This is a genomic window from Ruegeria sp. N7 (assembly GCF_056531345.1).
The window spans coordinates 177,705-190,992 of record NZ_JBQFLR010000003.1 but is presented as its reverse complement, the minus strand read 5'-3'; the positions used below and the strand labels follow the sequence as shown (position 1 = coordinate 190,992).

At 59.8% G+C, this 13,288-nt stretch carries 13 protein-coding genes; 7 read left to right on the top strand and 6 right to left on the bottom strand.

Annotated features, from left to right (window positions below):
• The first annotated feature begins 44 nt into the window (after positions 1 to 44).
• From mreC to ACR0ES_RS06915, 5 genes are read left to right on the top strand one after another with little or no spacing between them, the layout of a single operon-like run.
• The gene (gene mreC / locus ACR0ES_RS06935) at positions 45 to 947 is read left to right on the top strand and encodes a rod shape-determining protein MreC (RefSeq protein ID WP_209506411.1); all 903 of its coding nucleotides are present in this window, start codon (positions 45 to 47) and stop codon (positions 945 to 947) included.
• Complete coding sequence (locus ACR0ES_RS06930) at positions 940 to 1,476, top strand: rod shape-determining protein MreD (RefSeq protein ID WP_480869966.1); 537 nt, start codon at positions 940 to 942, stop codon at positions 1,474 to 1,476. Before mreC ends, ACR0ES_RS06930 begins: the two co-directional genes overlap by 8 nt.
• Positions 1,473 to 3,422 (top strand): penicillin-binding protein 2, encoded by a 1,950-nt coding sequence (gene mrdA, locus ACR0ES_RS06925; protein WP_480486706.1) that lies wholly within the window; start codon positions 1,473 to 1,475, stop codon positions 3,420 to 3,422. The genes ACR0ES_RS06930 and mrdA overlap by 4 nt, the downstream gene beginning before the upstream one ends.
• On the top strand, positions 3,419 to 4,558 hold the full coding sequence (rodA, locus tag ACR0ES_RS06920; RefSeq protein WP_209506418.1) for a rod shape-determining protein RodA: 1,140 nt from the start codon (positions 3,419 to 3,421) through the stop codon (positions 4,556 to 4,558). Before mrdA ends, rodA begins: the two co-directional genes overlap by 4 nt.
• Before the next feature lie 15 nt (positions 4,559 to 4,573).
• The gene (locus ACR0ES_RS06915; protein ID WP_480869964.1) at positions 4,574 to 5,506 is read left to right on the top strand and encodes a 2-hydroxyacid dehydrogenase; all 933 of its coding nucleotides are present in this window, start codon (positions 4,574 to 4,576) and stop codon (positions 5,504 to 5,506) included.
• 2 nt (positions 5,507 to 5,508) lie between these two features.
• On the opposite strand, the gene ACR0ES_RS06910 is transcribed toward ACR0ES_RS06915, so the two are convergent.
• From ACR0ES_RS06910 to ACR0ES_RS06885, 6 genes are all read right to left on the bottom strand, one after another.
• A complete protein-coding gene (locus tag ACR0ES_RS06910) occupies positions 5,509 to 7,524 on the bottom strand; it encodes a M3 family metallopeptidase (protein WP_480869962.1) in 2,016 nt (671 codons plus the stop codon).
• A 75-nt stretch (positions 7,525 to 7,599) separates the two neighbouring features.
• Entirely contained in the window at positions 7,600 to 8,649 is a 1,050-nt protein-coding gene (locus ACR0ES_RS06905; RefSeq protein WP_480869960.1) for a HesA/MoeB/ThiF family protein, read from the bottom strand.
• Complete coding sequence (dut, locus tag ACR0ES_RS06900; RefSeq protein ID WP_480869958.1) at positions 8,649 to 9,104, bottom strand: dUTP diphosphatase; 456 nt, start codon at positions 9,102 to 9,104, stop codon at positions 8,649 to 8,651. Before dut ends, ACR0ES_RS06905 begins: the two co-directional genes overlap by 1 nt.
• A 15-nt stretch (positions 9,105 to 9,119) precedes the next feature.
• Positions 9,120 to 10,316, bottom strand: coding sequence for a bifunctional phosphopantothenoylcysteine decarboxylase/phosphopantothenate--cysteine ligase CoaBC (coaBC, locus tag ACR0ES_RS06895; protein WP_267365418.1), 1,197 nt, complete (start codon positions 10,314 to 10,316; stop codon positions 9,120 to 9,122).
• 63 nt (positions 10,317 to 10,379) lie between these two features.
• Positions 10,380 to 11,204 (bottom strand): ChaN family lipoprotein, encoded by an 825-nt coding sequence (locus tag ACR0ES_RS06890; protein ID WP_480773307.1) that lies wholly within the window; start codon positions 11,202 to 11,204, stop codon positions 10,380 to 10,382.
• Positions 11,201 to 12,079: an RNA polymerase factor sigma-32 gene (locus tag ACR0ES_RS06885; protein ID WP_267365420.1), complete on the bottom strand. Its 879-nt coding sequence runs from the start codon at positions 12,077 to 12,079 to the stop codon at positions 11,201 to 11,203. Before ACR0ES_RS06885 ends, ACR0ES_RS06890 begins: the two co-directional genes overlap by 4 nt.
• 100 nt (positions 12,080 to 12,179) lie before the next feature.
• Here ACR0ES_RS06885 and cobU point away from each other — a divergent pair, with 100 nt between their 5' ends.
• Positions 12,180 to 12,701, top strand: a complete 522-nt coding sequence (gene cobU, locus ACR0ES_RS06880; protein ID WP_480545919.1) for a bifunctional adenosylcobinamide kinase/adenosylcobinamide-phosphate guanylyltransferase — start codon at positions 12,180 to 12,182, stop codon at positions 12,699 to 12,701.
• Positions 12,698 to 13,276 (top strand): histidine phosphatase family protein, encoded by a 579-nt coding sequence (locus tag ACR0ES_RS06875; protein WP_480545917.1) that lies wholly within the window; start codon positions 12,698 to 12,700, stop codon positions 13,274 to 13,276. Before cobU ends, ACR0ES_RS06875 begins: the two co-directional genes overlap by 4 nt.
• The last annotated feature ends 12 nt before the right edge of the window (positions 13,277 to 13,288 follow it).

Genomic DNA, 13,288 nt, shown 5'->3' with positions numbered 1-13,288 from the left:
GAAGATAGGGTTATATCGGCGCGAGCAGCACGGGAAGGTAACCTGTGGCAAAAGACCGATCACAGCGCGATGAGTACACGACCCCCCTGCGACGTTTGTTGCTGGGGATTGTTGTGCTGTGCCTGCTTGGTATCTTCCTTCTGTGGCGCATCGACAGCCCGCGCGTTGAACGGTTCCGCGCGCGGATCGTGGATACGGTTGTACCGTCGATGGAATGGGCCATGGTCCCCGTGACTGCCGCCGTCAATCTGGTGCGTGACTTCCAAAGCTATCAGCGCCTGAGCGAGCAGAACCGGGAACTGCGTAGCGAACTGCGCCTGATGCGCGCCTGGAAAGAGGCTGCTTTGCAGCTTGAACAGGAAAACGCGCGACTGCTGGATTTGAACAATGTCCGCCTTGACCCGCGTCTGACTTATATCACCGGCGTTGTCATGGCCGACAGCGGGTCGCCATTCCGGCAATCCGTTCTGCTGAATGTCGGAGAGCGTGACGGGATCGTGGATGGATGGGCCACGATGGACGGCATTGGCCTGGTCGGCAGGATATCAGGTGTTGGCCCTGACACGGCACGCGTGATCCTTGTGACGGATGCCACCAGCGCGATTCCCGCAACCATTCAACCTTCTGGCCAGACCGCGCTGATCAAAGGCGACAACAACCCCGCGCCCGCGGTGGAGTTTCTTGAAAACCGCGAGCTGGTTCGCCCCGGGGACCGTGTGATCACTTCGGGTGATGGTGGCGTGTTTCCTGCGGGCCTGTTGATCGGTCAAATCGCGGCAGATCCCGGGGGGCGCCTGCGGGTCCGCCTGTCGGCAGATTTCGAAAGGCTCGAATTTCTCAGGGTTCTGCGGTTTCACTCGGCTCCGCCCATTCAGGATCCGGGCAGTATCGTAGGCCCCACCCGCCCAGAGGCGGCGCTGACCCCGGATGAGGTCAGCGATGGATAGACCGGCCTCGCAAAACTGGGCCATGCGCAGCCTTTATGCCTTGCTGGCTTTTGCTGTGCTGTTTCTGCATCTGTTGCCGTTGGACGCTCAACCCGATCGCTGGCCTTTTCCCGACGTCCTGATTGCCCTGACTTTTGCCTGGGTGTTGCGACGGCCCGATTACGTCCCGACTGTATTGGTTGCGCTTGTCATGCTGATGGCCGACTTTCTACTGCAACGTCCACCGGGCCTTTTGGCAGCGCTGACCGTAGTCGGGTCGGCCTATTTGCGGTCAGCGGCGTTGGGTATGAGGGATGCGGGATTTGCCGGAGAATGGATGTCTGTCGGCATTGTGATCACGGCGGTCATTTTGATGAACAGGGTCGTACTATCGGTGATGTCCGTGCAACAGGCCGCATTGGGGCCGGTCGTGATTCAGCTTGTGCTGACGGTCGCTGTCTACCCGTTGGTCGTGCTGCTTAGCCAAAGCGCGTTGGGGGTTCGCCGCATATCCGCTGCTGATGTCAGCGCTGTGGGAAGCCGGGCATGAAACAGCGTAAACCCAAATCCCAGGGCCTTGCCTATAAGCGCCTGCCACGCAGAGCGCTGTTGCTGGGTGGTCTACAGGCGGTGTTCATAGGCGGTCTGGCGGCACGAATGCGGTTCATGCAGGTCGAACAGGCCGACGAATACCGCCTGTTGGCCGAAGAAAACCGTATCAACATCCGGCTTATCCCGCCGACCCGTGGGCGTATCTATGACCGGAACGGCCAGATCATCGGCCAGAACTCACCTTCCTATCGCATCGTCATCGTGCGTGAAGACGCCGATGACGTGGAAAAAGTCATCGCCAAACTGTCGGAACTGATCCCTCTGAACGAAGATGAGATCGAGCGCGCCAGGACTGAAATGCGCCGCTCGGCTCCGTTTCTGCCGGTGACGCTGGCGGATCAGGTTACGTGGGAGGATATCTCGAAGGTTGCGGTCAATGCTCCGGCGCTGCCGGGCGTAACGCCCGAGGTCGGCCTGACACGGCAATACCCACGATACGAGGATTTCGCACATATCGTCGGCTATGTTGGCCCGGTCAGCGACTATGACCTCAGCAAGATAGAAGACCCTGAGCCGGTATTGCGCATTCCAAGGTTCCAGATTGGAAAGGTTGGCCTTGAGGCCAAGCAGGAAATCGAACTGCGCGGCAAGGCCGGTGCAAAGCGGGTCGAGGTCAACGCGACGGGCCGCGTCATGCGCGAGCTTGACCGGCAGGAAGGACAACCCGGCGCAGACCTGCAACTGTCCATCGACGCTGATCTGCAACAATATGCACAGGCGCGACTGGCAGGCGAAAGTGCAGCCGCAGTTGTCATAGACTGCGAAACCGGTGACTTGCGTGCGGTCGCCTCGGCACCCAGTTTTGATCCGAACCTGTTTGTACGTGGCATTTCGGTCGCCGATTACCGGGCATTGACAGAAGACAAGTACCGCCCTCTGGCGAATAAATCCGTGCAAGGAACTTATCCTCCGGGATCGACCTTCAAGATGGTCACCGCGCTGGCCGCGTTGGAAGCTGGCGTAGTCTCTCCCGGCAACACCGTGTACTGCCCCGGACACCTGAAGGTCGGCAGCCGTCGCTTCCATTGCTGGAAGCGTGGTGGGCACGGGACGGTTGACCTCAACCTCTCGCTGAAACGCAGCTGCGATGTCTATTACTATGACGTGGCTCTGCGGGTTGGCATCGACAAGATCTCCGACATGGCCCGCACATTGGGACTGGGGGTCAAGCATGACATCCCGATGTCGGCGGTGGCAGATGGGCTGGCTCCCAATCAGGAATGGAAGCGGCGCACGCACGGTCAGGAGTGGCTTGTGGGCGATACGGCCAACGCGTCCATCGGTCAGGGCTTCATGCTGGCTTCGCCGTTGCAACTGGCTGTAATGGCAGCCCGCATCGCCACCGGTCGCGCAGTCACGCCGCGCCTGGTACGCTCGATCGACGGTGTTGAACAACCCTCGGGCGCCGGAGAACCACTGGGCCTTAATTCTTACAATCTGGAACAGGTCCGCAAGGCCATGTTCTCGGTCTCGAATGACAGGCGGGGAACGGCATATCGAAGCCGCATCATCGCGGATGAGTTCCGGATGGCGGGGAAAACCGGAACCAGCCAGGTTCGAAACATCACCAAAGCAGAACGGGCCGCAGGCGTGATCCGAAACGAGGACTTGCCGTGGGAGCGTCGCGACCACGCGCTGTTCGTTTGCTTTGCACCGTATGACAACCCAAAATACGCCGTGGCCGTGGTTGTTGAGCATGGCGGCGGCGGGTCCACAGCCGCAGCCCCGGTTGCACGCGACATCATGCTGCAAGCTCTTTATGACGGCACACCGCCGCTTGAAGCCTACCCCGTCGCCGACCGCGAACGCATCAAGGAACAGCAAAAACGGCTGGAGGGTGACAAGCGCCCCAAGGCGCGACCGGATGGAAAGGACCGTGCATGAGCTATCTTGAATATGCCGTCAAATCCACGCCGTCGGGGTTTCGCAAGTTCCTGTATATGAACTGGCCGCTGACGTTGCTGCTGATCAGCACCGCCAGCGCGGGCTTTCTGATGCTGTATTCTGTTGCGGGCGGTTCGTGGACGCCCTGGGCCGAGCCGCAAATGGAACGTTTCGGGCTTGGCCTGACAGTGATGTTCATCATCGCACTGGTTCCGATTTGGTTCTGGCGCAACATGTCGGTGCTGGCCTATCTCGGCTCGGTGGCTTTGCTGGTATTTGTCGAACTGTTCGGCACCATCGGCATGGGTGCGCAGCGCTGGATCGACCTTGGGTTTATGCGCCTGCAACCCTCAGAGGTCATGAAAGTCACGCTGGTCATGTTGCTTGCAGCTTATTACGACTGGCTTCCCTCGCACAAAACGTCTCGTCCGCTTTGGGTTCTTATCCCGGTTGTCCTGATCATCCTGCCTACCTTGCTGGTTCTGAAACAGCCCGATCTTGGCACATCCATCCTGCTTCTGGCCGCAGGAGGTGGGTTGATGTTTCTGGCAGGGGTTCACTGGGCCTATTTTGCCGCCGTTATTGCTGCTGTCGTGGGCCTGATCGCCGCTGTGTTCAACAGCCGTGGGACCGACTGGCAATTATTGAAGGACTATCAGTTTCGGCGCATCGACACCTTTCTGGACCCGTCCACCGACCCATTGGGGGCCGGATACCACATTACCCAGTCCAAGATTGCCTTGGGGTCCGGGGGATGGAACGGGCGTGGTTTCATGCAAGGCACGCAGTCCCGCCTGAACTTCCTGCCCGAGAAGCATACCGATTTCATTTTCACGACGTTGGCCGAAGAGTTCGGATTTGTCGGGGGAACGACCCTGTTGACCCTTTATGCCTTGATTCTGGTTTTCTGCATGGTCACGGCCCTGGCAACCAAGGACCGGTTTTCATCTCTGGTCACGCTGGGTATCGCGTTGAACTTCTTCCTGTTTTTCGCCGTCAACATGTCGATGGTAATGGGTATGGCCCCTGTCGTGGGTGTACCACTGCCAATGGTCAGCTATGGTGGCTCGGCCATGCTGGTTCTGATGGCAGCCTTTGGCATCGTCCAAAGCGCCCATATTCACCGCCCCCGTTGATCTGAAAGGGCTCTGATGTCTGTGAACGTCCTGTTTTCCGCACGCCCTGCCCTTTGGCCGGTGTATCAGCCGCTGCTGACACAATATCTTGATGAGGCGGGTCTTGACGTCCAGCTAGGAACCGAGTTCGAACCGGATCAGGTCGATTATGTTGTTTATGCCCCAAACGGAGGGGTACAGGATTTCAGACCTTTCACGCGCCTGAAAGCGGTGCTGAGCCTTTGGGCCGGGGTCGAAAAAATCGTGGGTAACGAAACACTGACCGTTCCATTGGCGCGGATGGTGGATCACGGTCTGACGCAAGGCATGATCGAGTGGGTGGTTGGCCACGTTCTGCGCTACCATCTGGGGATGGACCGGCACATCACGGTACAGGACGGTGTCTGGACCCCAGATATCCCGCCGCTGGCGCAAGAGCGCAACGTTTGTATTCTGGGGCTTGGAGCATTGGGCGAAGCCGTGGCCCGCGCGCTGACCGCGCTTGAGTTTCGGGTCTTAGGCTGGAGCCGTACAGCCAAGGACATCCCCGGTGTAACCTGCCTGCATGGTGCCGAAGGGCTGCGCCAGGCGCTTTCTCATGCCGAAATCGTAGTCTTGTTGCTGCCCGATACACCTGCCACTGAAAACGCGCTGAATGCGGAAACGCTGGCCCTGCTGCCCAAAGGTGCGCGGATCATCAACCCGGGACGCGGGCCGCTGATTGATGATGATGCGCTATTGGATGCCCTAAACTCGGGCCAGGTGGGCCACGCAACGCTGGATGTGTTCCGTGTCGAGCCCTTGCCCGCCGATCACCCCTATTGGGCGCATCCGAATGTCACCGTGACCCCGCATATCGCGTCCGAGACCCGCCCGGTCACTGCCGCACAGGTCATTTGCGAAAACATCCGGCGCGGGGAATCCGGTGAGCCCTTTGTGCACCTGGTCGACCGCACGCTGGGCTACTGACGTCACGCCGCAATCAGACCGCGGCCTTTCAACAGGGCATCCACGCCCGGCAATCGCCCCCGGAACGCCAGATACAAATCCTCTGCCTCGCGCGAACCGCCGGTGGACAAGATATTGTCTTCCAGCGCTTTGGCCCGTTCAGGATCAAAGGCACCACCTGCTTCTTCGAAGGCCGCAAAGGCGTCAGCATCCATCACCTCGGACCACATATAGCTGTAGTAGCCCGAGCTATAGCCATCGCCTGCGAAAACATGCGCAAAGTGGGGCGTGGCATGGCGCATTCCAATGGCTTGCGGCATCCCCAACCCGGCCAGAACCTCGGCCTGTTTTGCCATCGGGTCTGCCGGGGCGTCGCCATCGTGGAAGGCCAGATCAACAAGGGCCGAGGCGACATATTCCACCGTCTGGAACCCCTGGTCGAAATTGGCGGCGTTCAGCACTTTTCCAAGCATCTGCTGCGGCATCGGCTCACCCGTTTCGGCATGGGTGGCAAACTCGGCCAGAACTTCGGGCACTTCCAACCAGTGTTCATAAAGCTGGCTGGGCAGTTCGACAAAATCGCGCGCAACCGAAGTACCCGAGATGCTTTCATAGGTAACGTTGGACAGCATCTGGTGCAAGGCATGGCCAAACTCGTGGAACAGGGTGCGTGCATCGTCATAAGACAGCAGTGCCGGATCACCCTTGGCGAAGTTGCAGACATTGATGACAATCGGTGCCTGTTCTTTCGGGAATCTGGCCTGTGCCCGCATCGCGCTGCACCAGGCACCTGATCGCTTTGACCCCCGTGCAAAGTAGTCACCGATGAACACGGCGACATGCCGACCGTTGCGCGTAACTTCCCACGCGCGGCAATCCGGGTGATAAAGCGGCACGTTCAAAGGCTTGAATTCCAGCCCGAACAGGCGGTTTGCACAAGCAAACGATGCCTCGATCATCCGGTCCAGTTGCAGGTAGGGTTTCAGTTCCGCCTCATCCAGATCATGTTCCGCCTTGCGCCGCTTTTCAGCGTAATAGCGCCAGTCCCATGCTTCCAGCGGGCCGTTGACACCGTCTTCCTGCATCATCCGGGTCAGGAATTCCGCGTCCGCATCGGCACGGGCCTTGGCAGGTTCCCACACCTGCATCAACAACTCACGTACCCGGTCCGGAGTACGAGCCATTTCAGTTTCCAGCTTGTAATCGGCGAAGTTGTCATAGCCCAACAGCTTGGCGCGTTCCTCACGCAAACCCAGAATCTCAGCCGCGATGTCGCGATTGTCGGTCTCGCCACCATTCGCCCCGCGGGCAGCCCAGGCGCGATAGGCTTTTTCGCGCAGATCCCTACGGGGTGAAAACTGAAGAAACGGCACGATCAGCGACCGGGAGAGGGTAACAACCGGCCCCAAGGCGCCCTTTTCCGCACCAGCAGCCCGTGCCGCATTCACAACGAAATCCGGCAGGCCCTGCAGATCTTGTTCGGTCAGATCCATGAACCAATCCCGCTCATCCGCCAGCAGGTTCTGGGTAAAGGACGTCCCCAACGAGGCGAGGCGCGACTTGATTTCTTGCATACGAGCGTCTTCGTCCCCGTCCAACGCCGCGCCTGCACGAACAAAACCCCGATGGGTCAGCATCAGAACGCGTGCCTGCTCCTCGGTCAGGTTCAGGTTTTCGCGCCGCGCCCAAAGGTTTGCAACGCGTTCAAACAGCGCCTTGTTCGAAGAAATTCCCGAGAAATGCGCCGACAGCTTGGGGGAAAACGTGCGCTGCAACTCTTCCCGCTTGGGGTTGCTGTCTGCGCCTGCAACAGTGAAGAAGACCGACAGAACCTTGTCCAGCTGCTCGCCCGCAGCCTCAAGTGCTTCGACCGTGTTAGCGAAAGTAGGGGCCTCTGCATTTGCTGCAATCGCGTCGATCTGCGCGTTATGCGCAGTCATCGCCTGATCCAAAGCCGGTGCAAAATCTTCGTCCGAAATATCGGCGAAAGGGGCTATTTCGAATGGGGTGGTCCAGTTGGACAGGATCGGGTTGGTCATGCGGATCTCCTTTGACCCAATAGCTAGTTCGCCATGGCCGGGTGTTCCAGAACCCCCAGCCCACGTTAAGAAAGGTTAATTGCTTGCGGCACCGCAAATGGGGCAATCGGCACGGCGGGTCAGCGTGATCTTGCGGCTTTCACCGTATAGGGCGTCGTAGATCAGCATCTCGCCCCGCAGCGCCATGCCAGCGCCCGTGATCACCTTTATCGCCTCAACCGCCATCATCGATCCAACAACACCCGGCAACGGGCCAATCACACCTGCCTCGGAACAGGACGGGGCCAGACCGGGGGCTGGGGCTTCGGGAAAGATACACTGGTAGCACGGGCTGCCATTGACTGGGTCAAACACGCTGAGCTGCCCTTCCCACTGCGACAAGGCCCCCGAAATCAGTGGCTTGCCCAGCGCGGCGGCAGTCCGGTTGGCCAGATAGCGGGTCTCAAAATTGTCCGTACCGTCAAGGATCAGATCGAAGTCGGCAAAAAGATCTGCCGCGATTTCATCGCTCAATCTGCGATGAAAGGGCAGAACCACCACATTCGGGTTCTGCGCCTCCATCGCTTGCTGGGCGGAAAAGACCTTGGGCATATCGATATCAGCATCGCGGTGGATCACCTGCCGCTGCAGGTTCGCATTCTCGACTATATCGTCGTCAATGACCCCGATTGTACCCACACCTGCGGCCGCCAGATATTGCAGCGCCGGGGCGCCCAAACCTCCTGCACCGATCACCAGAACACGGGCTTGTTTCAACTTTTTCTGACCCGGCCCGCCCAATTCGCGCAGCACAATGTGACGGGCGTACCGGTTCAGTTCGGTTTCGGTGAAACGGTCAGAGGGCATGGCGGCTTCCGGTTTGGAGGCCTGCACCGCTCGGTTGCGCAGGGCCTTCAGCACACGGCCATACAGCAAAACGATGGCCGCGAAACCTGCAAGGATCAGCCACAGCGCCGCAGACCCACCGGTTGCTTCGCGCAGGGGGTGCCCATCCGGCAAGATCAGATGAGACAGGACCACCCCGACCAACAACACACTCACCGACAGCACGCGCGCCGATTTAGACGTGCCGGCGATATAGCCAACGCCCCATAGCCCCGCTGCCAGAACAAGAACCAGCAGCATCAGCCGCGCCCGGTCGAGCCGAAACCGCCAGCCCCGCGATCTGTTTCACCCAATGCCTCAGCCAATTCGAATGCCGCCTGCACGACAGGGGCAACTACCAGCTGCGCGATACGATCACCATGGGCAATCTCGAACCGTTCCTGACCGGCATTCATCACGATCACCCCCAGAGGTCCGCGATAGTCACTGTCAATAGTGCCCGGCGTATTGGGCAGCGTGATCCCGTGTTTCAGTGCAAGGCCCGAGCGGGGCCGAACCTGAACCTCGTATCCCTGCGGGATTTCAATGCGCAGACCGGTCGGTACTAGCGCCCGCTGTCCGGGCTCCAACATGATCGAAACCCCCTCGGGCAAGTTGGCACGCACGTCCGCGCCCGCCGCACCCGCAGTTTCGTAGGACGGAAGCGCCACGGCGGGGTCTGCCCCGTCTTCGCGGATCACTCGAATTGCAACCATGGTTTTGCCTTTCCTTCAGCCCGCCAACGCGTCTGCGATCCTGCTTGCCAACCGCCGCGCAACCTCAGCCTTGCCCATACGCGGCCATTCCTCGGCTCCGCTGTCCGAGATCAGGATAACCGCATTCTCGGACCCGCCCATGATCCCGGTGGAAGGGCTGACATCGTTGGCGACAATCCAGTCACAGCCTTTGCGCAGTCGCTTGGCGGTGGCGTGTTCAATCACGTCATCGGTCTCGGCCGCAAAGCCGACAACCAAAGGTGGGCGCCCATTTTCCATCCGCGAGACACGTTTGAGAATGTCGGGGTTCTCGGCAAACTCCAGAACCGGAAGCCCGTCTCGGCTTTTCTTCAGCTTCTTGTCCGACGCACTGGCCACGCGCCAATCTGCCACCGCAGCCGCAAACACGCCCGCGTCGACGGGAAGCGCCGCATCAACCGCGTCCGACATCTGTTGCGCGGTCTCGACCGGCACGACCTGCACACCCGCCGGAGGCGGTACGTCTGCGGGGCCTGTGACAAAGATCACCTCGGCCCCCAAATCCGCAAGCGCCTGTGCCACGGCCGAGCCCTGCGCCCCGGAAGAGCGGTTCGCGATATACCGGACCGGATCAATCGGCTCATGCGTCGGGCCCGAAGTTACCAGCACGCGCTTTCCCACCAAGGGTCCTGCCGCAAGCTGCGCCTCAACCGCCGCGACGATTTCCAGCGGTTCCGACATGCGTCCCGGCCCATATTCACCGCAGGCCATATCACCTTCGTTTGGGCCAACAAAGCGCACGCCATCCGCTTGAAGCTGCTTCAGGTTGCGTCGCGTCGCCGGGTGTTCCCACATGCGTACATTCATCGCGGGCGCACACAGAACAGGCGTGTCTGTCGCCATCAGAAGGGTCGATGCCAGGTCATTTGCCAACCCCCCGGCCATCTTGCCCATCAGGTCCGCCGTTGCGGGGGCCACGACGATCAGATCGGCAGAGCGTGACAGCTGGATATGACCCATCTCGGCCTCGGCGGTCAGATCGAACAGATCGCCATAGACCTTTTCTGAGGCAAGTGCAGACACGGACAGAGGTGTTACAAATTCCTCTGCCGCACGCGTCAGCACAGGCGTCACAGCTGCGCCGCGTTCACGCAGCCTGCGGATCAGGTCCAGCGATTTGTAGGCCGCGATGCCGCCGCCGATGATCAGCAGAATGCGTTTGGATGACAGCATGTTCAGCCCTTCCTGTCCCGGTCGGCCCCGACATTAGGCAAGCCCAGCAGGTTGTTCCAGCGATTAATTCTGAACCTGAAACGCCGCACAGGGGTCTTCACGCTCAACTGTGGGGCTATCGATTACGATATCAAAGTCACCGTCGATGATGTTGTCCTCGGACTGTCCGACCGAGACCACCTTCCACCCGGGTTGAAGGCGTTCAAGAAATGTCGGGATACCTCGGTCTTTGCGCGCATGTCCGTTCCCAGTGATCACGGCAACCGGGCCGCCGGTTTCTTCCATCGCGCGCATCACCGCACGGGCCAGAACCGCATCGCGCAAACGCTGGATCGCGACCATCTGGGGTAACATTTCCGGCGGGAGAGCATCGCAATGCGCGGCCATTTGATCCGCCTCGCGCGCCGCCTGCTCCTCGGGCGTCAGCGGCACAGTCAAACCATAGCGCGCCGCGTCTGCACCCAGCGCCGTGGCGGCCCCGCGTTCCATCGCGCCCCGCGCAGCAGCACGCGGCACCATGGCCCCATAAACCGGCGCGCCGGAGGCCTTAAACACCGGATAATACAGCCTGAGCGGTGGCCAACCACTTTCTGCCCATTGCAGAATACGGCTCAACTCTTCCGGGTTGGACACCGCTTTTTGCGCCAGCCGTTGCGCGCCTTCTTCGGTGACCATCTCCCAGACAACGGCCGAGGGTGAGATTTCCTTTATCGCTTCGGCTTGAATGAGGTGGTGGCGGGGATTGTCGTGAACCTCTCCCAGAATTACCACATCTGCATCCCGCATCGCGAGAGCCGCATCATCAGAAATAAGATCTTCCGCCAGTCCGGGTCGCGCTGCTGCAACCGTAAGGCCCAGAACACACGCAAGAATCGCAAGCTGTTTCATGCGATGAAGTGTTGCACCTCGTTCGACTGGGCTTCAAGGTTCTTGCGCATTTTTGCGAACGCTGCGGCCTCAAGCTGTCGCACCCGCTCCTTGGACAGTCCCAACTCGACGCCGAGACTCTCCAGTGTCCGCGCAGGCTCGCGCAGTTTGCGTTCGCGCACAATGAACCGCTCGCGGTCATTCAGTGCGTTCATCGCGATCAGCAACCACTGGCGCAACTGTTCGGTGTCGTGGGTGTGTTCAACTGCTTCGGCGGCCTGTTCGCGTTCATCTTCCAGCGCATCGATCCATTCACGCCCGTCTTCGTCGGCGGATTGCACCGCGTTCAGGGAAAAATCCGACCCTGACAGCCGACCTTCCATCAGTTCCACATCGCGTAGAGGAACGCCAATCTCTGTGGCGATCATCTGATGCAACTGGTGGCGATCCAGTTCAAGACCTTCGGTCGCGGCCTCGCGTTCCAGCCGGGCCTGAACCCGACGCATGTTGAAAAACAGCGATTTCTGCGCCGAGGTGGACCCCGTTCGCACCATGGACCAGTTCCGCATCACATAATCCTGAATGCTCGCCTTAATCCACCACACCGCATAAGTCGAAAACCGCACCCCACGATCAGGGTCGAACTTGTCTGCGGCCTTCATCAAACCCAGACCGGCCTCCTGGATAAGGTCATTCATCGGCGCGCCATAGCGTTTGAACTTGGCCGCCATCGAAATTGCCAGCCGCATATACGCTGTGATCAGGCGGTGCAGCGCCTGTTCATCACGCTGGTCACGCCAGGCATAGGCCAGCCTCAGTTCCGTTTCAGCATCCAGCAACTCGGCCTTCATCGCTTGCCGGGACATCGAAAAATCTGTCGCGTTGTCCAGTGCCATAAACCTCTCCCCTGATTTGCAGGCGTTGGCCGGGCTTGCCATGCCGACCTATGACCGATACGCAAAACAGCACCAATTGGATCATCTTTAGGTAAGTACTGTGGCGTCAGATTTAACCTTAATTCTGGGCGGAGCTGCTTCGGGCAAGTCGGCATTTGCCGAGAACCTCGTTGTTTCCACAGGGAAAAATCGAGTTTACCTAGCGACATCACAAGTGTTTGATGACGAGATGCGGCAGAAGGTTGATCGCCATTTGGTACAGCGGGGCGGCGGTTGGACCACGATTGAAGAGCCCCTTGACCTGAGGCCGGTGCTGTCCAGCCTGTCCTCGGATCAGGTGTGTCTGGTCGATTGCGCCACCATGTGGCTCAGCAATCACTTGCTGGCCGAAACCGATCTGGGCGCAGTCCAAACTGACCTGCTAAAGGCCCTGCGTGCATGCCCCGCGCAGATTGTGATCGTGTCGAACGAAGTCGGGCACGGTATTGTTCCGGATAACGCGCTTGCCCGCCGCTTTCGCGAAGCGCAGGGCCGGCTGAACATTGCACTTGCGGCGCAGGCTAAACTGGTGATCCAGGTGACCGCGGGGTTGCCGTTGGTCCTGAAAGGGCAGCTGCCGTGACGCGACTGCATCTTGTTCGCCACGGGCCCACGCATGCAAAGACGATGGTTGGCTGGTCCGATCTGCCTGCTGATCTAAGCGATACAGCAGCACTGAAGCGCCTGCACGACCATTTGCCATCCGATGCACTTGTGATTTCGTCCGACCTGTCGCGTGCAATTGACACTGCTTCTGCCATTCAAGGCCAGCGTCGCCGTCTGCCACATCACCCGGACCTGCGGGAAATCCATTTCGGTCGGTGGGAGCTTCGCGGGTTTGCCGAGATTGAAGCCGAAGACCCCGAGCTGGCTTTTGCCTATTGGGACAACCCCGGTGATGTCCGCCCACCGCAAGGTGAAAGCTGGAATGAGGTCCGCGACCGGGTCGATTCCGCGATCGACGCGCTTATGTCCGCGCATACGGGCCGCAATCTGGTGATCGTCGCGCATTTCGGCGTGATCCTGACACAAGTGCAGCGCGCCCTTGGTCTGGACGGGCAGCAGACCTTTGCGCATCGGATCGACAACCTTTCGGTGACGGATATCGCTGTCAACGGCGGGGCGTGGACTGTCGGGTCGATCAATCACCTTCCGTGAACAGGTCCAACA

Coding starts and splice junctions, on each gene's coding strand:
- ACR0ES_RS06890 (WP_480773307.1), bottom strand. CDS start 11,204: ATGAAACAGCTTGCGATTCTTGCGTGTGTTCTGGGCCTTACGGTTGCA.
- ACR0ES_RS06930 (WP_480869966.1), top strand. CDS start 940: ATGGATAGACCGGCCTCGCAAAACTGGGCCATGCGCAGCCTTTATGCC.
- ACR0ES_RS06905 (WP_480869960.1), bottom strand. CDS start 8,649: ATGCTGCTGGTTCTTGTTCTGGCAGCGGGGCTATGGGGCGTTGGCTAT.
- ACR0ES_RS06915 (WP_480869964.1), top strand. CDS start 4,574: ATGTCTGTGAACGTCCTGTTTTCCGCACGCCCTGCCCTTTGGCCGGTG.
- ACR0ES_RS06885 (WP_267365420.1), bottom strand. CDS start 12,079: ATGGCACTGGACAACGCGACAGATTTTTCGATGTCCCGGCAAGCGATG.
- ACR0ES_RS06910 (WP_480869962.1), bottom strand. CDS start 7,524: ATGACCAACCCGATCCTGTCCAACTGGACCACCCCATTCGAAATAGCC.
- dut (WP_480869958.1), bottom strand. CDS start 9,104: ATGGTTGCAATTCGAGTGATCCGCGAAGACGGGGCAGACCCCGCCGTG.
- rodA (WP_209506418.1), top strand. CDS start 3,419: ATGAGCTATCTTGAATATGCCGTCAAATCCACGCCGTCGGGGTTTCGC.
- coaBC (WP_267365418.1), bottom strand. CDS start 10,316: ATGCTGTCATCCAAACGCATTCTGCTGATCATCGGCGGCGGCATCGCG.
- mrdA (WP_480486706.1), top strand. CDS start 1,473: ATGAAACAGCGTAAACCCAAATCCCAGGGCCTTGCCTATAAGCGCCTG.